Source organism: Nocardia sp. NPDC004260, from assembly GCF_053603155.1.
The window spans coordinates 1-24,580 of record NZ_JBSGEZ010000090.1 but is presented as its reverse complement, the minus strand read 5'-3'; the positions used below and the strand labels follow the sequence as shown (position 1 = coordinate 24,580).

The window sequence follows — 24,580 nt, the reverse complement described above, 5'->3', positions numbered from 1 at the left end:
GACCGACCCAGGCCGTCACCCCGGCTCCCCCCGAGTCCCTTCCACGAACCCCGTAACAAGATCCGCGCAAAGGATGGTGCCCTAGTGACCGACGCACCGGTGACGAGACCCAGATTGCGGGAAAGGTTCAGCATGCCCGAGACGAGGCCCCGCTGTCGCGGGTCGACGTCTCGCATGACCGCCGTGTTGTTGGCCGCTTGGAACAGGGCGTATCCCAGGGTGGTGACTACCAGTGGCAGCACGTAGCCGATGACCCCGGCGCTCGCGGGCAGCAGCGCGAGCGCGGCGGTGCCGCCGATGACACCGCCCAGCCCGACGCTCACCATGGTCCTCGCTCCGAAGCGGTCCGTAGCGCGTCCCGCGGGCACGCCGGTGAGGGCCGACACCGCGGGACCGGCCGACATCACCAGACCGACCGCGGCCGGATCGAGGTGCAGAGCGCGGGCGAGGTGGAAGGGACCCACGACGAGCGTGGTCATCATGACGGTCGAGACCAGCGCACTGGTCGTCAGGCCCGCGGCCAGGAGCGGATCGCGGAGCATCCCGAGCCTGAGCAGCGGCGCGGAAACGCGGGTTTCGGTGCGGACGAACAACGCGAGGCACGTTCCGGCGACGAGCAGCAATCCGATACCGAGCGGGCCGACCGCGTTTCCTTCGATCGTCATGGCCAGGGCGTAGGCGCCGAGCGCGAGCGCCAGCAGCGCTGTACCGGGGATGTCGAAACGCGAACGCGCGCTTCCGGTTTCCGGTGCGGCACCGGTCGGCAGGCGCTCGGCCAGGACCAGGGTGAGCAACCCGAGCGGCGCGACGGCGACGAAGATCGCACGCCAGCCGCAGGCCGCGATGAGCACTCCACCGAGAGAGGGACCCAGCGCGGTCCCGACCGCCGACATCGTCCCGAGCAGTCCCATGACGCTGCCGGTGCGCTCCTTCGGCACGGTCTCGCCGACGAAGGCCATCGTCAGCGCCATCATGCACGCGGCGCCCGCTCCTTGCAGCGCGCGGGCAGCGGCCAGGAAGACGAGATCCGGAGCCAGACCGCACAACATGGTCGCGACCGTGAACACCCCGATACCGCCGAGCAGCAGGCGGCGCCGGCCTGCGATGTCGCCGAGACGGCCCGCGCCGACGACCAGTGTCGTGGTGGCCAGCAGGTAGGCGATCACTACCCACTGCACCTGGTGGAAGGAGGCGTCGAACGCCACCGCCATGGTCGGTAGGGCGACATTCGCGATGCTGATGCTCAGCGAGGGCAACAGCATGGACAACGACAGCGCGAGCAGCGTCCGAGGCAAGGAGGGACGACGGGCGTACGACGTCCGTAGGCGGGGTTCTGCTGATTTCAAGACGACCTCTTCGATATGGATGACGCTGTGGACGCTAGGCCCCGCTTTCACCTGGCGGAAGACGCAAAGATGGAAACTCATCTGTGCACTGCACGCCATATCCCGGGAGCACTGTGAGATCGTGTGCCCATGGCGCGGCCCGATCTGAATCTGCTGCTCACCTTGGACGTTCTGCTCGAGGAGGGCAGCGTGACGCGGGCAGGCGAGCGGCTCGCGCTCAGTCCTTCGGCGATGAGCCGTCAGCTCGCGCGATTGCGCCGGGCCACCGGCGATCCGCTGCTGGTACGGGCGGCCCGGGGACTGGTGCCCACGCCACGCGCCGTGGAGCTGCGCGACCGCGTGCGCGGCCTGGTCCGGGAGGCCGAGGAGGTGCTGCGGCCCGCCGATCACCTCGACCCGGCCGAGCTTGCGAGAACGTTCACCGTGCGCAGCAGCGACGGGTTCGTGGAGCGGTTCGGACCCGAACTGGTGGCCGAGATCGGCCACGCCGCGCCGGAGGTGCGACTGAGGTTCGTGCGGAAGACGAAGAAGGACACCGATCCCTTGCGAGACGGCACCATCGACCTGGAGACGGGAGTCATCGAGCGCGCGCTGCCGCCCGACATCGTGAGCCGACCGCTGTTCACCGACCGGTTCATCGGGGTGGTGCGTATCGAACATCCGCTCTGTGCGGGAAAGATCACCGCGGCCCGGTACGCCGCCGCACGGCACGTGCACGTCTCCCGGCGCGGCATGGGCGAGGGACTGGTGGACCAGGCGCTGCACCCGACCGGCCACCGGCGCGAGGTCGTCACCGTCGTGGACGGCTTCGGCGCGGCCTTGGCGCTGGCGAGGGCCTCGGACCTGGTCGCGACGGTCCCGCAGCGGCACACCGTGATCCTGCGGCAGGGCATGCACTCGTTCGATCTGCCGTTCCGCGCTCCGGAGGTGACCGTGTCGTTGTTGTGGCATGTCCGGCTCGACGCGGATCCGGCTCATCGATGGCTGCGCGGCCGCGTGCTCGATGTGTGCGTGCGATCGGCCGGACCGTGAAAGGCGAGTGAGCGCCGCGTCCTCGCGATCAGGTGCGCGAGGTGCTCACAGGCCTTCGTCGACGGGATAGCGGGCGGCGAGTCCGGACCGGTCGCCGAGCCCGAAGTTCATGACGAGGTCATCGGCGACCCGCACCAGCACGTCGCGTCCCTCGACCGCAGCCGCCCACTCCATCGGCAGTCCGGAGACACCGTGGACGGCGCCGACCAGGTTTCCCGCCACCGCGCCCGTGGAATCGGAATCGCCGGAGTGGTTCACCGCCAGCAGCAGCGCGCCGCGGGCGTCTCCGGTCCTGGCCGCGTACAAGGCGCAGTACACGGCGATAGCCAGGCATTCCTCGGCGACCCACCCCTCCCCCACGTGCTCGACCTGTTCGGCGGAGACCGGGTGCTCGGACAATTCCGCGGCTCGGGTCAGCGCCGCCACCGTCTCCGCACTCGAAGGGACGGCGGCGAGCTGGGTGATCGTCTCCCGCAACGCGATCGGCAGCTCGGTTCCGCTCACGACCCGATCGACCAGTGCCGCGAACGCCCCCGCGGCGAGATATCCCGTGGGGTGCCCGTGGGTCAGCTGCGCGGCCCGGGCAGCGGTGGTGAACGCGAGATCGGGCCCCATTCCGGACAATCCGAAGGGCGCCGACCGCATGACCGTGCCGCACCCCTTCGAATGCGGATTCACCGGCCCGCTCGCACCGAAGGCGACCGGTGCGAGATATCCCCGGGACTGCTGTCCCAGACCGGACATGCACGCGTTCCCGGGCGCCCGCACCGCGTACAGGAAGGGCAGACTCGCCAGCCACCCGTCGACGTGTGGCGCGGGCGCCTCCTGCCGCTGAGTCTGTAACCAGCGCAGATAGGCTCGGCGCAAGGCGGGCACCGGATCGGCGCCGGGCCCCGAGCGCAACAGTCCCTCCGCGGTGAACAGCGTCATCTGAGTGTCGTCGGTGATCTGTTGCGGTGCGTCCCGGGCGTGCTGGGGCAGAAAGCCCGTCACGCCTTCGTCGCCGTACCGCTGCCGAATCTGGTCCAGCCGTAGGAATTCGATCGGCCAGCCGAGCGCGTCACCCACCGCCCCGCCCAGCAGAGAACCCCTGACCCGATCGAAGACTGCCGTGTAATCCGCCACGAGACCACGGTATCCACCGGATCCACACCGGTCGCGGCAGGCACCTGCTCGACGAAATCGCGCAATTGCCGGGCGGAATCCTCCATCGGACCGATACCACCGCCTTCCAGCACGCCGGACCGGCCGTAATTGAAGGCGTAGACGCAATAACCGGCCCGCGCCAGCCGCGGCGACAGGTACGCGAAGGTTTCATAGGCGTTGAGCTAGGTCCGTGGACGAGGACGACGGGCCGCGGGTGCGCGGCGGAAGGCGTGCAGTCCGGCCGCAGCTATGGAGCACTGTCACTGCGCTCGACGCATAAGTTGCCGGACATAAGCGGCGCAAGTTTTCCGCCGCACCGTAGGGCGCTGAAACTAGCGGCGCAAGTATCTGGTTCCGCGCCTGCGAGAATGCGAGGAGGGAAAGGAGAGCCCATGGCACGACCACGCCGACCGCTGCTTACCCGCGATCGCATCATCGACACCGCCCTCGCCCTGGTCGACGCCGAGGGTCTGGCCGCTGTCTCCACGCGGCGCCTGGCCACCGAGCTGGGCGTGCAAGGCCCGTCGCTGTACAACCATGTACGCACCAAGGACGACCTGATCGATGCCGTCGTGGACGCCGTCCTCGGCGAAGTCGACATCGCGATGTTCGAGGGATTGTCGGCCGCGGATCGGGACTGGCGCTCGGCACTGCGCGATTGGGCCCGTTCCTACCGCACCGCCATGGCGGCACACCCGCACATCGTTCCCGCCTTGGCGAGCGGTCCCGGCCATCGACCCAACGCGTTGCGCATGGCCGACGCGGTCTTCGGCGGCCTCGTCGCGGCGGGCTGGCCGCGCCGCGAGGCCACCACGGTCGGCACGACCATGCGCTACTTCCTCACCGGAGCGTCGCTGGGATCGTTCGCCGCGGGCTTCCCCTCCGACGTCGCGGTATACGCCGACGCCTATCCGCACCTGAACGAGGCGCACCTGCTGGCCGAGCGGCAGCAGAAAATCGATCGGGACGCCTTCGAAGTCGGTCTGGAATCGCTGTTGGACGGGCTGGAGATCCGTTACCGGCTGCTCGCGGATGCCGGGTAACTCCGAACGCGCACCGAAGCACACCCGACGCACGCGTACGCCTCCGCGCGAACAGGTGCCCCGGCCTGGCGGACCGGCCCGCCGACCGCGGCGACCATGCCTCCCGGCACGGTGTAGGTGGTAGCTCGGATATCGGCCCACCGTGCACGTCACCGAGATGGTCAGCGATCGGGCTTTCGCATTTCCGACCCGGCCCGTGTACTACGGCAGCGGCAGCGGCTGCGACTCCGGGAAGACGACCGGCAAGGCGGTCAGCGCTCGATGGAACGGACCGGGACGCCAGGTCAGCTCGTCGACTGGCACCGCGAGACGTAGCTCCGGCAGCGCGTCGAGCAGTTGATCGATCGCGTCCTGGGCGATCAGGTAAGCCAGCGAGTTCGCCGGACACGCGTGCGGCCCGCCGCCGAACGCGAGATGGGCGCGGTTGCCTGCGTAGCGTTCGGCGCGGATCGTCGGATCGGTGTTGCAGGCGGCCATACTGATCACGACCGGCTGATGGGCGGGCAACCAGACGTCGTCGATCAGGATCGGCTGCTTCGGGAAGCTGAAGCAGAAATTCGCCATCGGCGGGTCGTTGAACAGCACCTCGTCGAGCGCGTCCCGGCTCGATAGACTGCCACCGAGCACGCTGCCGCCGAACCGCTCGTCGGTGAGAATCAGCAGCAGGGTGTTGACGATCAGATTCTGCTGCGGCTCGATGCCCGCGCCGTAGAGCGTGCCCAGCTGGTGGACCATCTCGGTGTCGTTCAGCCCGGACGGGTGCCGGAGCATGCGCGTGGTGATGTCGTCGCCTGGATCGGCCCGCTTCAGTACCGTCAACTCGGCCAGCGAATCGGTCAGCATCTTGTTCCCGCGTTCCGCGTCGACGCCCTCGAAGATCGCGGCCATACCGGTCGCGGCGCGCTGCGCGATCTCGGCCGGGCAACCCAGCATCGCGTTCAGCACCGCGAAAGCGAGCGGAAAAGCGTACTGGCGCACGATATCCGCTGACCCGTCCGCGCAGAACGAGTTGATCAACGGTGTCGCCAGCTGCGCCACGGTGTCGTGCAAGCCGTACAGGTCGACCTTGGCCAGACCCGCGACGTTGGCCTGCCGATAGCGGGCATGCTCGGCTCCGGCGTTGCGCAACGCGTTCGGCCGCCACTGCATCATCGGCAGCACCGGGCAGTCGGCGGCGATGTCCTGCTGCCACGTGCGGGGGTCGGCCGGAAAGTGCTCCGGATCGTTCAAGATCCGCACGGCGGTGTGATACCCGAGCACCAAGGTGGCAGGCACACCCGGGGCCAGTTCCACCGGCGCCAGCGATCCGTAACGCGCCCGCATCTCGCGATAGGCGCTGTGCGGGTCCGCGGCGAATTCCGCGGCGAACAAAGGAATCCGCGGGCCGTCGGTGTCGATCGGCGAACCGTGCGGTGCGCGGCTGTGTGCAGAGGGCGGGGACGTCGTCATCGAGGAGGCTCCAGGCGATCGGGCAGCAAGATTCGTGAGCCTAAGCAGCTCGCAGGCCGTCCGCACCGGAAACGACTCGAGATGACCCGTCACTGCAAGTTGCTATAGAATTGCCCCGATATTCGACGCGTTGACCTGATCGAAGGCGAATCGCACCCGCTGTGTCGAGTGCGCCGGTCGAGCGCAGTAGCACGGCGGCCGTGCGCGAAACTGCAACCCGAGGACGGCACGCCATGACAGACGTCGACTTTTGCGTAATCGGCGGGGGATTCGCGGGATTGACGGCCGCGCTGCGGCTGAAACAGATGGGTCGATCGGTGGCGCTGCTGGAAGCCAGGGACCGGCTCGGCGGTCGCACCTTCACCCAGGTACGCGACGACGGGACGTGGATCGATCGCGGCGGCGCCTGGATCGGGCCCGGGCAGGACCGTATCCAAGCGCTGATGACCGAGTTCGGCGTACCGAGCTACAAGCAGTACACCGACGGCGAGGCCATGATGGTCGTCGACGGCAAGCAGCACCGCTACACCGGCACGATCCCGTGGACGATGAGCCCGTGGGCGTCGATGAACCTCGGCGCGGTGTTCCTCGAGCTGGGACATATGTGCAAGTCGGTTCCGCTGGAAGCGCCGTGGGCGGCGAAGAAAGCCGACAAATGGGATCAGGTCAGCCTGGCGCACTGGCTGGAAGCCAATGTTCTTTCCAAGCCCGCGCACGATCTGCTCGAGACCGCCATCGCGGGCTGCTACACCTCGGCGGCTTCGGAGGTCTCGTTGCTGTTCGTTCTGTACCAGATGGCCTCGGGTGGCGGGCCGAGCTTCGTCCTCGGCGTCAAAGACGCGGCGCAGGACGCGCGGCCGGTCGGCGGCATGGGCGCGATCTACCGTCCGATGGCGGCCGAACTCGGCGATGCGATCCACCTCTCGCAGCCGGTTCGCTGCATCCATCAGGACGACTCGGGGGTGACCGTCCGCGCGACCGACCTCCGGCTGCGCGCGCGCCGGGCGATCGTCACCGTTCCCCTCGCGATCGCCGGCCAGATCTCGTACCGGCCGATGCTGCCCGCCGATCGCGCTTTCCTGCATCAGCGCATGCCGAGCGGTTCGATCATCAAGGTTTCCGTGGTGTATGACGAGCCGTTCTGGCGCGGTGACGGGCTGTCGGGACAGTCCGCCGCGCCGGGTTCGCCCGCGACGATCACCATCGATGCGTGCACGGACACCGGGCGGCCCGGAGTCCTGTGCGTCATCATCGAGGGACCCATCGCACGACAGCTGGCCCGGCTCGACGACGCGGAGCGCCGCAGCGCGATCCTCGACGCACTCGTCGAGCGATTCGGCCGGCAGGCCGGCTCGCCCGTCGACTACATCGAGCAGGACTGGAGCGCCGAGCGCTATTCCGGCGGCGGGATGCTCAGCCACGCGCCCACCGGTGTGCTCACCCAATTCGGCCACGCTCTGCGCGAGCCGTGTGGCCGCGTCCACTGGGCGGGCACCGAGAGTTCGGCGGTCATGTGCGGCTGGATCGACGGGGCCATTCGCTCGGGCGAACGCGCGGCCAGCGAAGTGCTGGAGCACGAGACCGCCGTGGTGGGCTGACCCATGCGAACCGAGGGAGACGTATGGGACATCGTCAGTAGTGTCGGACTCACCGCGTTGGGCGTCGCGACGTTCCGGGCGCTGGAGACATCCGCTCCCGATCCGTTGATCCGGGACGATTACGCGCCCCTGTTCGTCGCGGCCTCGGGCCATCAGCATTTCAACGGACTGTTGGCGGACCCTTCCCAACTGGACGACATCCCGCTGGTTCCCGGGTTCATGGGTTTCCGCACGAAGTTCTTCGACGACTTCTTCTCGTCGGCCGCGGCGCGGGGCGTTCGGCAAGCCGTCATCGTCGCCGCCGGATTGGACGCGCGGGCATACCGCCTCGACTGGCCCGCGGGTACCACGGTGTTCGAGATCGACCAGCCCAAAGTTCTGGAATTCAAGGAGAAAGTCCTCACCGAGAACGGCGCGCGGCCGAAGGCGGATCGGCGCCGGGTGGCCGTCGACCTGCGCGAGGACTGGCCTGCCGCGCTGCGCAGCGCGGGTTTCGAACCCGGCGAACCGACCGCATGGTCCGCCGAGGGCCTGCTGCCCTATCTACCCGGGGCCGCGCAGGACAAGCTCTTCGAGCACATCGACGGCTGGTCCGCCCCTGGCAGCGAGCTGGCCGTGGAGAGCTTCGTGGCGGGAACCGACGTCAAACGCTTCGCGAACATCGAGAAGAAGTATTTCGACCGCTGCAACCCGTTCGGCGACATCGATCCGGCCGAGTTGTTCTACGACGACGAGCGAGCCGATCCCGCCCGGTGGCTGGCCGGACACGGCTGGTCGGTGCGCAGCGACAGTCCGAGTCAACTCGCCGCGTCCTACGGGCGATCGGTCCCGGATCTGCCCGAGGAGCTCGACGAGCTGTGGCGGCAACCAAGGCTTCTGACCGCCGTGCGGTAGGCGCTACATCTTGGCGCTGCGGGCCATGACGAAGCTGTAGAGCCCGTAGGTGATGATGCCCAGCCCGGCGATCAGGAGCAGAACCACACCGAAGGGCTGCGCGCCGAGCGTCTTGATGGCTCCGTCCAGTCCTGCGGACTTGTTCGGATCGGATTCGGTCGCGGCGAGAATCACCAGCAACCCGACCGCGGCGACGGCCAGCCCCTTCGCGATGTATCCCACCGTGCCGAGCCGCCGCACGAAAGCACTCGGGTGTCCGCTCAGATCGTCGAGAAAGTTCTGCGTGGCGCCTTTGTGCACGTGGTAGCCGCCGACCGCGATGATGACCAGCCCACCCACGACAAGAGCGATCGTCCCCGCCGTGTTCTGCATCAGGCGTGCCGTGAGCCCCACACTCTGGCTGCTGCTCGGTTGCCCGCTGCCCTTGGCGAAACGGAACGCGGTCACGGCGAACGCGAGATAGACACCGCACAGCGAGAGCGCTTTGACCCGATCGAAGACTTGGGACTTCCAGCTGCCGGTGTCCGGCTTCGACGCGCTGCCGAAAACCGCCTCCACCAGCCGCCACAGTGCCATCGCCACGAACGCGACCACACCGGCCCACAGTGTGAACACCCCGCCCGGCTTATCGGCCAGTTCGGCCATCGCCCCGGATTGATCGGCGCTCCCCCCGCCACCGAACGCCAGCCGGATGGCGATGTAGCCGATCAGCAGATGCACGAGGCCGGACATGACATAGCCCGCGCGGGCGAATCGCGCGAACACGCTGCTCCGGGCGACGCGACCAGCGGTGTCGGAAAGACCGGTGTGAGTCGTGTGAGTCATGCTGCTCCTCCGTCCCAGGTAGTACGACGGAGACCGCCGCAGGACACCGACCGGATACCCAAGTCCGTGGAGAAAGCACCTGTCCATCGCGGCGGCGGGATGCCCCTCAGGTTCACCGTGCCGGGGTGCGCGGCTCAGGGGTGCTCGTCGCGCGAAGGCCGGTGTGCGCTTCGCGTGACAGCCACCGGGCGCGAAGGCGCGGGGTGTGCCGCAACACGAGTATCACGGAGTCGCTGCCGGAACACCGTTTCGCGGACCGCCCGGCGCTCGTCCTTACCGAGAGTGGCATGGGCTCGCGGCCACACTCGCGCCAAGGCGAGCAGGTGCTGCAGATCGGTGTGGAAATCTCGTGCCCCGAGGGGCGGACCCAGGATGACCTCCGCTCCGACCGGCTGCACACCAGCCTTCCTGGCGCGCACGGCGTACGCGAGCTTGTGCGCGTAATGCTCGGTGTGGACGGGCAATTCGTCCGCCCACGGATCACCCGGTTCTTCCGGCAAATATGGTCGCAGATGCAGAAGGGCATCGCGTACCTCGACCGCCATCCGAAGCAAGCGCGTCGCCGGAAGCACCGGTTCTCGCGCGTCGGTGTCCGGCAAGAGCACGATTTCCGGCACCGCCTCGGTGAGATCGCGCCACAGCGGTCGCAGCCTGCGGCAGGAGCGGGTAGGCCGGTCCAGGCCTACGCGCTCGATCAGCCAGGTCCCCAGCGGTACCGCGAGCAGCGTCGAACTCGAAACGAAACAGACGACGGTGATGAACTCCACACGCGGAAGATGTGGCCCCAGCTCGGGCCATCCGGTGAGTACCTGCATCGTGGACAGGACCTGATTGGCCAGGCTGTAGACGGAGTCGATGATCAGGGTGTAGTAGAAGACCTTCTCTTTCGCCGATTCGGTCCGGCGCAGCCACCGGCTGCCGACCCACAGCAGCATCGCCGCACTGATCGCCATCGGTCCGCCGAAAGCGATTGCCAGCACCGTCCCGTCGAGATCGGAACCCATATCGATGGCCCGCCCCCGAGCGTGGGCGTGGCAACCCGCGACGAGGATGGCGACCGCCGAGACCACCGCGACGCGGGAGTAGACGCGCTGGCGGCGCCATATCGCCGTCACATCGCTGTCGGCATCCCAGAATCGAGCGAGACCGAGCATGTACATGGACATCGCGACAAGACAGCCGAGGGCTGGAAGCTGCGCCAACTCGATGACAGCGGGCGTCCAGGTGCACCGATACAACGCCAGTCCGAGTAGGCACCACAGCAATATCCGGTTCAGGAATTGATCGGCGATCGTGTCGCGGAACAGCAGCAGCCTTCCGACGATCAGAACCGAGGTATACCCGAGCACCGGCCACGCGATGATCCCCGGCAGCGGCGACAACATCATCGAACCACTCCACCTCGGCTCCACCGACCGCTCACCGAGCACCCGCGAGCATATCCGCCACCTGAGCGAGCCGTCGCCCCTCCCGGCCGTATGATCCACATCCGACGGTTGTGCCGACGTCCTAGCGGCGGTGGCGCGCTGGCAGCCAATGGGCATGATCGCGAAAGCCAGGGTTTACCACTCGTGGGTCTTCTCCTGTTTCGAGGATGTTCGCGACCGACTCGGCATTAGCCGCGAGCATCGCGCGGTAGGACTCCTCGGTAGCGCCGGCCGCGTGCGGCGTGACGAGAAGCTTGTCGTTGCCCAACGCGATCAACCCGAAGGGATCGTGCTGGTCGGAGGGCGCGGGCACGACGTAGTAGCCGTCCATGGCAGCGGCCGCGAGGCGACCGTCGAGCAACGCGGTTCGCAACGGCGCCGGATCTACGAGCTCCGCTTCGGAAGTGTTGATCAGAATCGCGCCGGGCTTGACGGCAGCGAGTTGTGCCGCGCCGATCATCCGGGCTGTCTGCGGGCCGTATGGAGCATGGAGACTGATGACATCGGACTCGGCGAGCAGCTCGGGTAGCTCGACCCGGCGAGCGGCGATGTCTCGTTCCAGTTCCCGTTTGGCTGTTCGACTCACGTAGACCACTCGCATCCCGAACCCGCCGACCGCTATCCGGGCAACGATGGTGCCGATGGTCCCCATTCCCACAATGCCCAGCGTCTTCCCATAAAGGTCGCGCGCCCGGGTCTCGGGCCATCGACCGGCCTTCGTTTCCACCGTCAGGTCTGTGATCCTGCGCCAGGCATCGAGCATGAGACCGATCGCGAATTCCGCGACCGCGCGTGCGTTGGCTCCGGGCGCGTTGGTCACCGCGATTCCCGCCGCGGTCGCTGCCGCGGTATCGATGTATGCGTGGTACCCGACACCCATGAACGCTATGACTTTGAGGTCGTCGGCAGTGGACAACGCGGCAGCGGTCGCACGCTCTACACCACCGAGAATGTATGCGTCCTTGTCCAGCAGAGCGCGCGCCAATTCGACTTCGGACAGGTCGTGACGGCAGACTTCTACCTCGATATTCTGCCGACGAAGCCATTCGATTTCGGCTGCCTTCAATTCAGCCCCGGTGAGCAAGGCGCGATAACGGCTCGATCGACCGCGCACGGTCATGCATCCTTCGCGGCGAGCCGGACTACGGTGTCTCGCAGCAACTGCGCACCCGCCGACATCAGTTGCGGATCGCGAGCCAAGGCGACGCGGACGAACTTTCGCCCGCGCTCCGGCTGGTTCCAGAAGAAGTTCGTTCCGGGTAGCACGTGCACTCCCTCCCAGATCGCCTCATGGACGAAATCCTCACACTCGAGTCCCTCTGGGAGCCGGAGCCAGTCCACCGAGACGGGCGATCGCAATTCGGTGACGAATTCCAGCCCCCCGTCCGCAAGAATCGAGCGGAGAATAGCCCGATTTCCCAGCACGGAAGGAAGGATGCTGTGTTCGATGCCATTCTTCGAACTGTCCTCGATGAATTCCGTCAGCACCCGGAGATGGAAAGGAGAGACACTCTGCAACAGATCGTCGTGCAGCCGGTACATATCTGGGTACATATCCGGACTGCATACCGTCAATCCGACTTTGATCTCGCTGGTGGACCAGGTCTTGCCCGTGTCTTCGAGCACAATATAGGAGACTCCCGATTCTTCCAGGACCTCGTACTGCGACCAACCGCTCGGCAGAGGTGAGAAGAATCGAAAAGACGAGTCCAGAACCAGGGTGCAACGACGGTCGACGCAACACTGAACCAACGTTCTGAACCGCGGTTCGGACAGCGTCCATCCGGTGGGGTTGTTCGGCGAGACCAGCCAGACCACCGCAGGATCGAGCCGAGCCATCGCCGCAGGCAGGTCTTCGACGGTGCAATCCTGTTCCAGCAGCGGCACGAGCTCGACATTCTCTCGGCGCAAGATCGAGGAGATATTGTCGAACACCGGCTCGATCAACGCGACTCGCTTTCCCGCGCGAGCGCAGTGGCTTACCACCATTGTTATCGCGGATGATGCGGAATACGACAGCATATACCTGGAGGCATCCTGATGCATAGGCTCGCCGGCCAGGCGCAGAAAAGCGGTGAGGAACGCCTCTTCCAGCTCGGACTGCGATTGATTTCGCGCCTCGTGGAACAACTCTGGAAATCGTTCGACAATTTCGACTTGGGAGGGCGTCAGCGGTTGGCGGCAATGCGCGTCCGATAAATTTACGGCGCGATCGAGACTACGCCTCTCGTAGGTGGTGCTGGTTATGTGCCCGAGTGGATTCGGATGATTCGAACTGTGCGTACGGATAAGTGTCACGGTTGGTCGACCTCCGAAATACTAGTTGCATGCTGATGCGATAGCCGGGCAGCCACAGCAGTTGACGAAACCGTGGAGTTCAAGCGAGTGGCCGGCTCCACGGTGAGCCTTTTCGCTGAGGAGAGGAAGGAGTTTCGGTCCAAGGCGTCGGGAATTGTTTTATTCCGGTTCGACCGAGGTCGGCAGCCTCGGAATCCAGTGACGATACGGCCGAGGATTCCGTTCCGTTGCGATGTCCGGCAACCGGCTGTTTCACCTTCTTCTCGAAGGCGTAAATTCCGCCGAGTCGGACGTCGAGTGAACCATCGGCATTTCGAGCAAGGGTGATCTGCGCGATATCCAGTATCCGCCTGGTCGCGGTGACGATGAATGCTCGATTCACTTGGCCGGACGCCCCGGGAATGGGCCCGGCACGAGCCGCGATCCGGCCCAGCCCGATTCCGGCGCCGATACCGATCGTGGCTGCGGCCAGGATGCCTCCTGACGAACCGGCGAAGTCGACGGACTGACTCGCCCCGATACTTCCCATGGCTACGCCGACCCACATCAGACTGAAATGAAAGCCGAGGGCCTCCCCGAGGGCATCCTCAGAAGCAGCAGCACTCATCCGATCGGTACAGGCCGGGAAAACAGCACCGGCCAGCACGCCGACCGCGAAAACGGCTATGGCCAGCGAAACCGGCCCGACCGCGAGGGCGCAGAGCGACACGCCGATTCCGAGTCCGACCAGCAGAACGTAGGGCGAGATGGTTCTCGAGATCGCGCCGTACCCGTACCCACCGGCCACCGCACCGGCTGCGCCGATGGCCAGCACCAGTCCGATCGCGTGCTTGGCATGGAAGTCGTGCATGGCCGTGATGACACTCAGTTCCTCCGCACAGAGGACGGCAGCGGCTGCGGCGTATCCGACACATGCTGTCACGAAGCCGGTCTGCAACCAGGATCGCCGTGGGACCCGCCGTGGCACTTCGCTCGTCTCGGTTCGCAGCGGCGGGTTCTGTCTCAGCAACAGGACACCGCAACCCACGGCCACCAACCGGACCACGAGCAGCACCATCGCCGTGTCCCAGATATTCATCACCGCGACACCCAGCGGCGGCCCGACCAACAGCGACACATCCGCGGTCACCTCGTACGCGGCGAGCGCGGGCCTCCGCTCGCGTTCGGTCGTGGCGACCGTAATGGCCTGTTTCGCGACATTGATGACCGGTATTTCGAACCATCCCGCCAACGCCGCGAGCAACAGCAACACCGGAAACGGAGCGAATGGCGCTATGAGCCAGCAGATCCCGTTTACCAGGATCGATGGAGCCATGGTTGGGCGCAAGCCCAATCGATCGAGACGCGGGCCGCGCCGCAGCTCGGTTCCGGCCATGCACAGGTAGACCACAGTGCTCAATAGGCCCGCGGCACCGTAGGAGAGGTGCAACGTGTGCCGCACATGCATTACCAACAGCAGGGATTGGGAGTTGAGAACAGTCCGGAACAGCAGACTGATCAGCACCATATTGCATACTGTCCGATTTGCCAGAAGCTCTCGGTAGGCTTTCACTCCCACTCACTTTCGGGTGGAATATCTACTCCTGGCTATCGGACGAGCAGTCATCGATACGCAAAGCTAGCCGACGGATGTCGTCTCGAGCAGGGCGCACAACTCCGGGATGGCGACAGAGAGGGCGTGTGCGAATTCGAGCATGTGTTGTTCGATGCCCCTGGAACCGCTCAGGTGTACGCCGAAGCTGCCAGGCTGCAGGATATAGCCGATCCCGATGCAATTGGCGGTCGGCGGCCCGAAGCCGAAGAACCGAACATTGACCGATGACACAGCACTGGTACTGAGATAGTCGTCACGCAGAATCCGCCAGCCGGGAGATTCGTAGATCGCGAGCGGCTTTTCGCCGTGCTGACGCTGAATTCGCTGTAGCTCCACGAGATGCCGTTCGGGAGCACGCCCCTCCTGGCATTCTCTGGTGTTGGCGACGTGTGCACCCGCCGCGACACGTAGCGCTTCGGCGCGGTCGGTGTGCGTGGCGGTCGAGTCGTTCATCAATGCCACGAAACGAACGACTTCGGGGGTGACCGCCCGGAGCGCCTCGGTGCGGCCGTGGCGGTAATGCCGCACGGCTACGGATTCGTAGGTGCTGCCAAGGAATCCCCTGGACCGTTGATGAGCCAGTTGGAAAGCCACTTGCACCAACGCATCCGGCGATATTCCGAGACGTTTGGCCGTATCCGAGCCGAAGTCGTCGAACGTCACCACCTCCGTGGCGATCTCGCCCGCCTGTTTGCCGAAGTCGGCCGCGGCTTGCCGGATCTCGTGCCGCAGGTCCTCATCGAAACGGAATTCGATCGGTGATATCGCGGGCGCTCGGCCGGTCCGGCCCGCCGAGATGGCTGTCGCATTCGCCAGAATCGCGTCGCAGAAGCCGGCAACCGTGGTTCCGTCCAGGCCGGACTCCTCGATGTTGACGCCAGCGCGACCATCGGCGAACACAATGAATGTCAATGCCTTGTCGTACCAGCGGTTCTCGCCGTCACCATGCAGGAGCCCGTTACAGGCCGAGCGTTCGTCTCGGGGCGCGAAGTCCTCGAGCGCGACGCAGAACAGTGCCGTCTCGATCGTCTCGAGCGCGGCGGCGTTGTCCGGATCTTCGAGGAGAGCCTGGCGGGCCCTCGCCCATGCCGCGCGCGGTTGTGTTGTCAGCGCTCCCGGCGACGGCTCCGCGGCCGGATCGGCTCCCCTGATCGCCTCCAGCCCGGCGATCAGATCCTCGATGCGATGTGGGGTACCGTCCGCTGCGAGGACATCCATTCGGAACGCCTGACGACGGAAATGTACGACGATGTGCCGGGCCGTTGACGAGCCCGGTGCTCCGGCACTGTGAGCGGAGCGCACGGCGTCGAATTCGATGCCGGGGATTCGGGTGGTGGAGAACAAACACCGGTTCTGGTGCATGGACACCGGGCGGCCACGAAGAATCACGGGCGAAATCATCTCGGCGTCGAGTTCGAGTTTGTACGCGACGGCGCGTGCGATCAGTTCGGCGGCACGTTCGAGTTGACCGTGCTCCGAGTCCGTGAGCAAGAAGAAGGAATTCGCACTGAGCGCGATACTGTCGCGGTAGCCGAGATGGCGAGATGTCCAAAAGGCGTCGAGCCAACTGTGGACGCCCGGCGTCCGATCGAATCGCTCGATCTCGGCCTGCCACGTCCGGGCCGCACTGTCCAACGCAAGGAATTGATCCACGGCCGCTGTCGTGGCCATCAGTTCCTCGTCGGTCAGCAACGGCGAACACCGCTCGAGAAACCGCTCGCACGTCTCCTCCAACGTCGGGATGGGGAGCCGCGGCAATTCGTCGTCGTAACCGATTGTGCTGCCGGACATCTCGCCGACGGGTTTGTCGCTCACCGTCAGAGTGTCTCATCGCCACCGCAACGACTGGCTCCAGTGGTGGGAATGCCGGGTGCGGCCATTACGGCGGAGTACAGAACCATAAACTACGGTTCGAGGTTCGAAGTCACCGGCATGGGGCGCCAGCATGTAGCCGAGGCGCTCCGCTCGGCCGCAGACGGTGCGAAACCGGCCCGCACCGCGCCGGACTCAAGCCATACCATGGCTGGCTGTAGTCAGCCTCGAGTGTTCTTGCGCTGGTTGGCATTGAAGCGCGCCTTCTTCTGACGATTCCCGCAGGTGTTCATGTCACACCATTTGCGGGTGCGGCTTTGGCTGGTGTCGAAGAAGGCTGCTCGGCAGGTCGGCGAGGCGCACAAGGCCAGTCTTCCGTCTCGTTCGCCTGCGATGATGCTGATCGCGTCGGCGGCGATCACGCCTAGGGCATCTTCTACGCAGGAAGCGGAGCTGAGTCGCCATTGACGACTGCCCTCGGATGTCAGAATGGCCGCCGCCCGACCCCGAATGCTGCTGTCATTGATGACCTGGACAGCAGACGCGGGAAGAGCTTCTCGGATCGCGGCCGCTGTCGCGACGGCGTGAATCGATTCCCGCAGTTCCCAGGCGAGTTCCAACTGGGCGGTAGTGCAGGAGTCCACGGCCAGGCCGTACACGACCAGCCAGTCGACGAGTCGCTGCGGCGTGGGAATGCGTTCCACAGGGTCGCCATGGCGCTCGGACAGAGTCCCCGTGAAGCTGGTCGCTAGCACGTTACCGAGGCGAAAGTCAGGGAGCCCAGCAGGCATGGAACCACCTTAGCTGGTTGCCGGACGACGCGGAGCCATGCTAGAACCGTCTTAGCCGGTTCCCGAAAGGCCGTAGCCGGTTTCGCGATGAACAGGAGGTCTCATGCCCGCACTTGGCCACCTCGATCCGGTCTTCACGCCCGATCCCGTCGACGTGCAAGCATTCGAAGCTCACGCGACCGACGCCGTCCTCGACGATCTACGTGCGCGACTGGCCACAGCGCGGCTACCGGAGGCCGAGACGGTCTATCGCGCCGCCCCCGACCCTCGCAGATGGGAACAGGGCGTTCCTCTCGCCGACCTCGTCGACGTCGTGAACTACTGGCGCACCGGGTACGACTGGCGGTCGTTCGAAGCGCGCCTCAACCGGATCGGCCAGTTCCGCACGACCATCGACGATCTGGGAATCCACTTCCTGCACCGCCGATCCGAGCGCGCAGATGCCACTCCCCTGATCTTGACGCACGGCTGGCCTGGCAGCATTGCCGAATTCATCGATGTAGTAGACGAGCTGGCAGATCCGAAGGACGCGGACACGCCGGCGTTCCACGTCGTGGCCCCGTCGCTACCAGGCTTTGGTTACAGCGACAAGCCGGCCACCACCGGGTGGGGAATCGAAAAGATCGCGGCCGCATGGGTGCAACTCATGCAAAGGCTCGGCTACAGCAAGTTCGCAGCCCACGGCGGCGACTGGGGAGGTGTGATCACCACGGTCCTCGGCGGCAGGTTCCCGGCGCATGTTCTCGGCATCCACACCACGCTCGCGGAGGCACCGCCCGGGTTGACAACGGAAGGACTGACGGCGACCGAGCGCGAATGGACGGAGGAAACCCGCGATTTCTGGAGCGGATCGGCGACGCGCCACCGCGCGGCGTACGCGAAGCAGCAGGCGACCCGACCGCAGACCATCGGCTACTCGCTCGTCGACTCACCGGTCGGGCTTCTCGCCTGGATCCTCGACAAGTTCGCCGAGTGGAGCGATACCGAGGACAGCCCGTTCGAGACGATTTCCAGAGACCGCATTCTCGACGACGTCACCCTGTACTGGCTGACGCGGACCGGCGCGTCGTCGGCCCGCATCTACTACGAAAGCCATGGTGGCGTCAACTCGTTCGACCCCGAACTTCGGGTCGACGTCCCGTCAGCAATCACCGTGTATCCCCGCGACATCGAGAAGTGCCCCCGCCCCTGGGCACAGGAGCGGTACCGACAGATCGTCCGATGGAACTCGCCCGAAACCGGCGGACATTTCCCCTCACTCGAGGTACCCGAGTATTTCGTCAAGGACCTACAAGAAGGCCTCGCAGCAGTGCTGGACGCCAATCGGTGAACGCGACCGGGGTGCCGAGCGCGCCCGGCCATGAAGCCCTGGGCGGTCCGGCTGACAGACAACACACACAGCCACCGCGTTGTTGATCGCGCAATGCCGCACAACGAAGCAGCCGCAGGCGGGTGACCTGCGGCTTCTTCAACGAGTGGAGCTAAGAGAAGAAAGGCCTCGACGCCGCCCGGTGCGGCGGCCTTGATCCGGTCGATGGCGCGGTCACCGTATGCGATCGGGATCACGCCGTGGCTCTGCGGCCATTCCTGCTGCGCAACGGGCGTGCAGACGTTGCTCTCTGCACCGGCCCTACGACGACACGACAGCCGGATTCGACACCGAGGATCTGCGTACCGAACAGCAGGTCGTTGTCCTACCCGCGGGTCGTCCCCTCGCCGACGGGGCGCATGTGCCGTTGGCCGAGGTCGACACACGAACCTGCCCCTGCCGCGCTTGCGACATGTCCGCACGCGGGTGTGATCACCCCAGGCGGACCACGATGGTGTCCCCGAATCCCCGCCACACAGGTTGGGGATCTCGGGTCGTTTCATCCACGCCTGGCGTTGGTCGAGCTATCCAGCCGGTAGCAGAATCATCCGTATTGAGCGGGGTTCCAGGTACGGGTCGGCGTGTTGGTGATGATGAACAGCAATGCCTTGATCATGATGTCACCTCCTTCCTGGGGCTCGGTCGGGCGTGGACAGAGCTTGTGGGGTACGCCGCAGGGTGAACGGCCTGGGGGTCGCGGCATTGGTCACGATCGGGCGGGTATCACCGCCGCTGATGACGCGCATAGAGGTGTTCTCGACGAGGGCGGTGGCCGCGTCGGTGACCAGATCGTGGGCGACCGCGGCGCCGGCGCAGGTGAAGGGGCCGGAACTGAAGGGCACAAATGGGCCGTGCTCGCTCGGTCGAATCCAGCGGTCGGGTTGGAATGCTCCTGGTCTGGTCCAGTGTTTGTTGTCGTGATGGAGCAGATAGGGGCTGACGGACAGCAGGTCGCCGGTCTGGAAGGGGATCCCCCCGAACTCGGCGGGATAGGGGACGGGACGGCTGACCATCCAGGAGACCGGCCGGTGCCGCAGGGCCTCACGTACCACCCAGTCGACGGGCCAAGGCCATGGTGCGCCGGGAGAGTGGAGACTGCCCAGCAGCACCGACCACGCGAGCGAGTAGCCCAGTGGTCCCACAATGGACCGGTACATCAGCACATACAGCTGCGCCACCGTTGTATCGGCGATGCCGTCGGGACAGGCACCGATCACGGCATCGAGCAGATCCCGCGGTTCGGCTTCCGCACCGCGGCCGGTGGTGCTGCGCCGGTCCCGGATCTGCTCGTTCAGCGCGGTGGACAGCTTGGCGCGCAACAGCTGCGCCCGCGCCCGCTGCACCATTCGCGCCGGGCGAAGCGCGCCGACGCGTGCGTTTCGCTCCAGTAGCTGCCGCAACTCGGGAGAGCCATCGGGGTGCAGCAACAGGTGCGCGGTGCACCGATACACCAGCTCGACCCCCGCTGCGGGCCAGCGGGTGACGGAGGGCATTTCGATCACCGCCGCCGCCAGGGACTCGCGATACTCGGGCGTATGTGTCCGCAGAATCGCGCGCACCGCGCGGCCGAAATCGACCTGAGCAGACCGCGAAGGCAGCATGGAACCGAAGAACCCGGACTTCCCCGCATTGAAAGCGCGGTCACTCAACACCCTCAGCGCCAGACCCGTATCGCCGACACACCACCCGCCCCACGGCAGCCCGAACACTTCTACCGGGCTGGTCCGGCGCAGATTCTCGAGGAAACCTAACGGATCACGCCGGAACCGGCGCATCTCTGCAAAACCCATCGGACGGTCCTCTCATAGAGAGGGTGAGCGATTCATCAGATGTTTCGAGCGGATTTATCCACTGGCGGTGCGTACAAACGCAGATCAAGCATAGTCTCGAGTAATTTTGCAAGCGAGGCCGTGGGGATCGAGCACGAGGTGAGCACCCGGCACCGCCGGGCCTATCGAACACTGTGCCAGCAGTGATATCGGTTCACGATCACCCGCGACGGCCGGACAACCGGCCATCGAGGTCTAACCGGTGCAAGTCCGATCCGCCTCGGCAAGGGTTCCCGCTGCCAGGCGCGCGTACATGAACATGTCGCGGCGTCGATTGCCGACCTTCTGCCACGATATGAGGAGCCCTTCGCATTCGAAACCGGCTCTCTCCGCAGTGCGGATCGAAGCGCGGTTCCAAGGTTCCACAAAGAGCTGGAGTCGTGGGATATGCAGCTCTTCCAGCGCCCAGGTAGCCATTGCCGCCAGAGCATGCGCGGCGACGCCATGGCCGCGGGCAGAGCGGACCACCCAGTAGCTGAGCGATGCGCGGCCTTCGTCGATGTCCTTCAACCACAGGCCGATACTTCCCAGTGGTGTGTTGTCCCGTCGCCGGACGATCACCATCGGGTATCCGGCTCGATCGGTCGCTCGTTGCCGCTCGCGTTCGACAAACCGCGTTGCGGCCTCGCGCGAGAAGGTCGCCGGATCCGTGGTTATAGGAATCAGGTCGTCGGCAGAAGCTTCCCTGACAAGCTCGAGGTCTGCCGCAGACAACGACCACGGGCGGAGTTCCAAGTCTGCGGTGGCTCTCAGATGCGGTATTTGCAGAGCATCGTCCATGGTCGGCCTCCCCACGATATGCACAGGATATCGGCCAAGGCGCTACTTCGATCCGGGCAACCGTCACCTCGCCCGGGGGAAGTCGCCAATGGTATCGGCCCGGGATCACCACACCCACCGGCCCATCCGATACAAACCAGTGTCAACGGTCATCGGGTTCTGCGGGCGGGTGGACTTAACGGGTCCGGTTGGGCGGACAGCAGGTCTCCGGGCGGGTGGACATCAGTTCTCCGGGTGGGTGCTCAGGCCAAGGGCATCACTCCCTTGCCGGCGAGTGCTTCGGCGAGTCGGTGGGAATCGCCTTTGGTCAGCACGAGATGCGCGTGGTGCAGGAGCCGATCGACTGCCGCGGTGGCCAAGGTCTTGGGCATGATCGTGTCGAATCCGCTGGGGTGAATATTGCTGGTCACCGCGATGGAACGGCGCTCGTATGCGGCGTCGATCACGCGGTAGAACGCTTCGGCGGCGTCCGGGCCGACGGGCAGCATGCCGATGTCGTCGCAGACGATCAGGTCGCAGGCGCAGATGCGGGCGACCGCGCGGGCGATCGATCCGTCGGCTTTGGCCTTGCCGATAGTGGTCGCGAGGGATTCGAGGGTGAACCACGACACTCGCAGGTCGTTCTCTATCGCCGAATGCGCGAGCGCTTCGACGAAGTGGCTCTTGCCGGTGCCGGAGGCTCCGGCGACCACCAGGTTCTCGTGCCCGCCGACCCATTCCAGGGTGGCCAGGGCGTTCTGGGTGGCTTCGGGGATGGTCGATTCCTCCGGCGGCCATGAGGAGAACGTTTTGCCGTGGGGAAGTTCGCGTTCTTGCGGCGCTGGCGCCGGGTCGCGGAGTCTCGCCCGGTGACCTCTCCGGACAGCAGCACCCGCAGTACTTCGGCGGGGTCCCAGCGTTGGGCTCGGGCGGTGGCGAGCACGTCCGGGGCGGCTTTGCGCAGATAGGGCAGCCGCATCCGGCGGCAGATCTTGTCCAATTCCTCTGGCAGCGCCGGGGCTTTGGGATGGGTCATGCGCCGAACCTCCCCCAGTTGCTGGTGCCGGGCTGGACCGAGTGCGCCTCGTCGGCGCGCACGACATCGGCCAGGTGAGAGAACTTGGCCAGGTGATCGACGATGGCGGCCAGGTCACCGTCGTCGAAGCGGCCCGCGACCGCGGCGACACCGAGCGCTTCCTCGACCGCCTCCGGTCCGGTCAACGCCGCCAACTCGAGCGCGCGGGTCATCTTCGCGCGGATGCGCGACACCCCGGACGCGGAGGCTTCGGTCAGCCAGCGGCGGGCGCCTTCGCCGAGGTCGAGGAACGCGATCTCGGTGGCGGTTCGGGGCCGCAGTTTCCGCACCCGCGGCAGATCCCCGCCCTCGTGATGCGGGTAGTGCTCGTCGAGGATGCGTGGATTACCTGGGGTCGAGAGCCGATGGCGGGCGATCTCGGCCAGCCCTCGAGGGTTTCTCCCGGTGATCACCAGCTCCTCACCAGCGACCCGGCACCAGACCTTCTGCCCCTGATACCCGTCCGGGGTCGAATACCGCACCGATCCCCACCGGATCGTCTGATCGTCACCGACGAGGCGTTCCTCACCCAACGCGATCGCATGCGGGGCGGTCGGCAACACATGCAGATGCGCCCGTTCGACCCCGAGCCGGGTGATCGGCGCGACCCCGGTCTCGCGATGCGGGCGCGCGTTGACCCGCTCGCACCACGCCCAGCACGCATCGGCCAGCTCGGTGAACGAGGAGTATTCCGGCAACAGGTTGGCTGTGGTCGGCACCAGATCGGCTTTCTCGATCTTCACCGTGTGCTCGGCCCCGCCCTTGGATTCCGGGTCGAACGGCTCACACGTCTCCACCTTGCAGCCGTAATGCCGCCCCGCCGTGACGATTTCGGGATGCCGCACCGGCAGCCCAGCGATCCGGTCCACCGTCACCGTTCTCGGTTGTCGGTCAGCAGATACGTCGGCGCGCCACCGATCCGACGCAACGTCACATCGATCCCGAGAACCAGCGAACCCGGGGTCTGATCCCACGACGGGATTACCACCCGGAACCGCGACCACGCCAGCCACGCGCAGAACAACTGCGTCCGACGACCCGCCACCCTCGGGCCTTCGCCCCAGTCGAACTGCAACCACATACCCGGTTCCGGCAGCCACGGCCGGTATTTCCGCCGGTGACCGGCCTTCCACGCCATCTTCGCCTCGGAGACCGCACGACGAGTCGACCGATCCGTGCCGGTGAACCCCATCGCCTGCAACCTTTGATGCACCACATCAGCGCGGATCTTGCCCTGGGACTTGTCCACCCACTCCTCGATCTTGCCCATGAACGGGTCGATCGACCGCGCCCGCCGCTGCTTGGCCAGCGGATCACAACCCTCGTCGCGGACCGCGACATACCGGGCCACCGTCTTCTCATCGACCCCCGACAGCGCCGCGGCCGAATGCGCGCAGCGTGTCAGGTCGAACGCTTCCAGAATCTCCATGACCTCCCTGTCAGACTTGGTCAACGGGATCCCTTCGACGCAGTTGGCAAGCGATCACACACCGCCAGCCAACCCGCCTGAAGAGATCCCGTTTCGCATATATTCAGGCGTGTCCCGGAGATCCTGATGTCCGCCAATCCGGAGAAATCATGTCCGCCAGCCCGGACCCACATGTCCGCCCACCCGGATTATCCGGCGTCCGCTGGCAAACCAGAGTGCAAACCGTGGGTTTCCGTGGGGTCGGGCCGAACAAAACAGGTCAGGTCCGGTGGGAAACCGAGCCTGAACTGGTGGTTTGTGGAGCTAAGAGCATGTCTCATGTGGCTGATTTGGCGAGTTTCTTGTAGCAGGTCGGTGCCGCGGCGAGGGTGAGGAAGGCAAGGAAGGCAAGGAAGTGGGTGGCCTTGCGGTCGTAGCGGATGTCGAGGCGGTGGTAGCCGTTCAGCCAGGAAATCGTGCGCTCGATCACCCACCGGTGACGGCCCAGGCGCTGGGAGGATTTGATGATCCGTCCCGGCTTTTCTGCGGGTGGTTTACGAGCCGGTAGTCACTCGGCCCATCGGTCTGTGTCAGCGTAATGTGCCGCCTCGAACTCAGCCGGGGAGATCATGCCCAGACTCGAATGCACGCGCCGGTTGTTGTACCACTCGACCCATGCCGCGGTCGCGTACTCGACATCGGCAATTGAACCGTCCTGGACTGGCTGGAGACTCCTGATATAGCAAGGGAGACTGTCAGCCATGGCGGCACCACGGAAGTTCGACGAGGGGACTCGCGCTCGGGCGGTGAGGATGTATCAGGATCGGATCCGTGAGCACGGTGACTCGATGGCCGGTGCGCGCCGGCATGTCGGAGCGCTGCTGG

The 24,580-nt window shown here is 65.8% G+C and carries 17 protein-coding genes and 4 pseudogenes; 5 read left to right on the top strand and 16 right to left on the bottom strand.

Annotated features, from left to right (window positions below):
* The coding region (locus tag ACWEO7_RS33545; protein WP_452429236.1) for an MFS transporter at window positions 1–1,427 on the bottom strand (1,427 nt) is incomplete at its 3' end.
* Window positions 1,428–1,475: 48 nt separating this feature from the next.
* On the opposite strand from ACWEO7_RS33545, the gene ACWEO7_RS33540 reads away from it, so the two are divergent.
* A complete protein-coding gene (locus ACWEO7_RS33540) occupies window positions 1,476–2,378 on the top strand; it encodes a LysR family transcriptional regulator (protein ID WP_452429234.1) in 903 nt (300 codons plus the stop codon).
* 45 nt (window positions 2,379–2,423) lie between these two features.
* Here ACWEO7_RS33540 and ACWEO7_RS33535 read toward each other — a convergent pair whose 3' ends face one another.
* Window positions 2,424–3,503: an ADP-ribosylglycohydrolase family protein gene (locus ACWEO7_RS33535; RefSeq protein ID WP_452429232.1), complete on the bottom strand. Its 1,080-nt coding sequence runs from the start codon at window positions 3,501–3,503 to the stop codon at window positions 2,424–2,426.
* A gap of 413 nt (window positions 3,504–3,916) precedes the next feature.
* On the opposite strand from ACWEO7_RS33535, the gene ACWEO7_RS33530 reads away from it, so the two are divergent.
* Entirely contained in the window at window positions 3,917–4,567 is a 651-nt protein-coding gene (locus ACWEO7_RS33530; RefSeq protein WP_452429230.1) for a TetR/AcrR family transcriptional regulator, read from the top strand.
* Between the two features lie 201 nt (window positions 4,568–4,768).
* Here ACWEO7_RS33530 and ACWEO7_RS33525 read toward each other — a convergent pair whose 3' ends face one another.
* Entirely contained in the window at window positions 4,769–6,016 is a 1,248-nt protein-coding gene (locus tag ACWEO7_RS33525; protein WP_452429238.1) for a cytochrome P450, read from the bottom strand.
* A gap of 233 nt (window positions 6,017–6,249) precedes the next feature.
* Between ACWEO7_RS33525 and ACWEO7_RS33520 the strand changes: the two genes are divergently transcribed.
* Both ACWEO7_RS33520 and ACWEO7_RS33515 read left to right on the top strand, forming a co-directional pair.
* Window positions 6,250–7,614 carry a flavin monoamine oxidase family protein gene (locus ACWEO7_RS33520; RefSeq protein WP_452429228.1) on the top strand — a complete coding sequence of 455 codons (1,365 nt, stop codon included), beginning with the start codon at window positions 6,250–6,252 and terminating at the stop codon, window positions 7,612–7,614.
* 3 nt (window positions 7,615–7,617) lie between these two features.
* The gene (locus ACWEO7_RS33515; RefSeq protein ID WP_452429226.1) at window positions 7,618–8,508 is read left to right on the top strand and encodes a class I SAM-dependent methyltransferase; all 891 of its coding nucleotides are present in this window, start codon (window positions 7,618–7,620) and stop codon (window positions 8,506–8,508) included.
* 3 nt (window positions 8,509–8,511) lie between these two features.
* Here ACWEO7_RS33515 and ACWEO7_RS33510 read toward each other — a convergent pair whose 3' ends face one another.
* From ACWEO7_RS33510 to ACWEO7_RS33480, 7 genes are all read right to left on the bottom strand, one after another.
* Entirely contained in the window at window positions 8,512–9,333 is an 822-nt protein-coding gene (locus ACWEO7_RS33510) for a DUF1206 domain-containing protein (RefSeq protein WP_452429224.1), read from the bottom strand.
* Window positions 9,334–9,467: 134 nt separating this feature from the next.
* The gene (locus ACWEO7_RS33505; protein WP_452429222.1) at window positions 9,468–10,721 is read right to left on the bottom strand and encodes an MAB_1171c family putative transporter; all 1,254 of its coding nucleotides are present in this window, start codon (window positions 10,719–10,721) and stop codon (window positions 9,468–9,470) included.
* Window positions 10,722–10,842: 121 nt separating this feature from the next.
* Complete coding sequence (locus ACWEO7_RS33500; RefSeq protein ID WP_452429220.1) at window positions 10,843–11,880, bottom strand: 2-hydroxyacid dehydrogenase; 1,038 nt, start codon at window positions 11,878–11,880, stop codon at window positions 10,843–10,845.
* Window positions 11,877–13,058 (bottom strand): pyridoxal phosphate-dependent aminotransferase, encoded by a 1,182-nt coding sequence (locus tag ACWEO7_RS33495; RefSeq protein ID WP_452429219.1) that lies wholly within the window; start codon window positions 13,056–13,058, stop codon window positions 11,877–11,879. Before ACWEO7_RS33495 ends, ACWEO7_RS33500 begins: the two co-directional genes overlap by 4 nt.
* A 79-nt stretch (window positions 13,059–13,137) precedes the next feature.
* Window positions 13,138–14,565 carry an MFS transporter gene (locus ACWEO7_RS33490; protein WP_452429218.1) on the bottom strand — a complete coding sequence of 476 codons (1,428 nt, stop codon included), beginning with the start codon at window positions 14,563–14,565 and terminating at the stop codon, window positions 13,138–13,140.
* Between the two features lie 111 nt (window positions 14,566–14,676).
* Complete coding sequence (locus ACWEO7_RS33485) at window positions 14,677–16,467, bottom strand: choline/carnitine O-acyltransferase (protein ID WP_452429216.1); 1,791 nt, start codon at window positions 16,465–16,467, stop codon at window positions 14,677–14,679.
* 218 nt (window positions 16,468–16,685) lie between these two features.
* On the bottom strand, window positions 16,686–17,255 hold the full coding sequence (locus ACWEO7_RS33480) for a CGNR zinc finger domain-containing protein (protein WP_452429214.1): 570 nt from the start codon (window positions 17,253–17,255) through the stop codon (window positions 16,686–16,688).
* 103 nt (window positions 17,256–17,358) lie between these two features.
* Here ACWEO7_RS33480 and ACWEO7_RS33475 point away from each other — a divergent pair, with 103 nt between their 5' ends.
* Entirely contained in the window at window positions 17,359–18,585 is a 1,227-nt protein-coding gene (locus tag ACWEO7_RS33475) for an epoxide hydrolase family protein (RefSeq protein WP_452429213.1), read from the top strand.
* A 659-nt stretch (window positions 18,586–19,244) separates the two neighbouring features.
* Here ACWEO7_RS33475 and ACWEO7_RS33470 read toward each other — a convergent pair.
* The 6 genes and pseudogenes from ACWEO7_RS33470 to ACWEO7_RS33445 all read right to left on the bottom strand — a co-directional run.
* Complete coding sequence (locus ACWEO7_RS33470) at window positions 19,245–20,414, bottom strand: cytochrome P450 (protein ID WP_452429212.1); 1,170 nt, start codon at window positions 20,412–20,414, stop codon at window positions 19,245–19,247.
* 234 nt (window positions 20,415–20,648) lie between these two features.
* Window positions 20,649–21,233 (bottom strand): GNAT family N-acetyltransferase, encoded by a 585-nt coding sequence (locus ACWEO7_RS33465; RefSeq protein WP_452429211.1) that lies wholly within the window; start codon window positions 21,231–21,233, stop codon window positions 20,649–20,651.
* 242 nt (window positions 21,234–21,475) lie between these two features.
* A pseudogene (gene istB / locus ACWEO7_RS33460) lies at window positions 21,476–22,248 on the bottom strand (IS21-like element helper ATPase IstB).
* Window positions 22,245–23,716: pseudogene (gene istA / locus ACWEO7_RS33455) on the bottom strand (IS21 family transposase). The pseudogenes istB and istA overlap by 4 nt, the downstream one beginning before the upstream one ends.
* A gap of 316 nt (window positions 23,717–24,032) precedes the next feature.
* Window positions 24,033–24,227: pseudogene (locus ACWEO7_RS33450) on the bottom strand (transposase); the annotation flags it as partial.
* 36 nt (window positions 24,228–24,263) lie between these two features.
* Window positions 24,264–24,404: pseudogene (locus ACWEO7_RS33445) on the bottom strand (integrase core domain-containing protein); the annotation flags it as partial.
* Window positions 24,405–24,580 lie beyond the last annotated feature (176 nt).

Excerpts from the sequence above, each read along its gene's own strand:
- ACWEO7_RS33515 (WP_452429226.1), top strand. The coding sequence starts at position 7,618 with ATGCGAACCGAGGGAGACGTATGGGACATCGTCAGTAGTGTCGGACTC.
- ACWEO7_RS33475 (WP_452429213.1), top strand. The coding sequence starts at position 17,359 with ATGCCCGCACTTGGCCACCTCGATCCGGTCTTCACGCCCGATCCCGTC.
- ACWEO7_RS33520 (WP_452429228.1), top strand. The coding sequence starts at position 6,250 with ATGACAGACGTCGACTTTTGCGTAATCGGCGGGGGATTCGCGGGATTG.
- ACWEO7_RS33490 (WP_452429218.1), bottom strand. The coding sequence starts at position 14,565 with ATGGTGCTGATCAGTCTGCTGTTCCGGACTGTTCTCAACTCCCAATCC.
- ACWEO7_RS33505 (WP_452429222.1), bottom strand. The coding sequence starts at position 10,721 with ATGATGTTGTCGCCGCTGCCGGGGATCATCGCGTGGCCGGTGCTCGGG.
- ACWEO7_RS33465 (WP_452429211.1), bottom strand. The coding sequence starts at position 21,233 with ATGGACGATGCTCTGCAAATACCGCATCTGAGAGCCACCGCAGACTTG.
- ACWEO7_RS33510 (WP_452429224.1), bottom strand. The coding sequence starts at position 9,333 with ATGACTCACACGACTCACACCGGTCTTTCCGACACCGCTGGTCGCGTC.
- ACWEO7_RS33470 (WP_452429212.1), bottom strand. The coding sequence starts at position 20,414 with ATGGGTTTTGCAGAGATGCGCCGGTTCCGGCGTGATCCGTTAGGTTTC.
- ACWEO7_RS33530 (WP_452429230.1), top strand. The coding sequence starts at position 3,917 with ATGGCACGACCACGCCGACCGCTGCTTACCCGCGATCGCATCATCGAC.
- ACWEO7_RS33525 (WP_452429238.1), bottom strand. The coding sequence starts at position 6,016 with ATGACGACGTCCCCGCCCTCTGCACACAGCCGCGCACCGCACGGTTCG.
- ACWEO7_RS33540 (WP_452429234.1), top strand. The coding sequence starts at position 1,476 with ATGGCGCGGCCCGATCTGAATCTGCTGCTCACCTTGGACGTTCTGCTC.
- ACWEO7_RS33480 (WP_452429214.1), bottom strand. The coding sequence starts at position 17,255 with ATGCCTGCTGGGCTCCCTGACTTTCGCCTCGGTAACGTGCTAGCGACC.
- ACWEO7_RS33500 (WP_452429220.1), bottom strand. The coding sequence starts at position 11,880 with ATGACCGTGCGCGGTCGATCGAGCCGTTATCGCGCCTTGCTCACCGGG.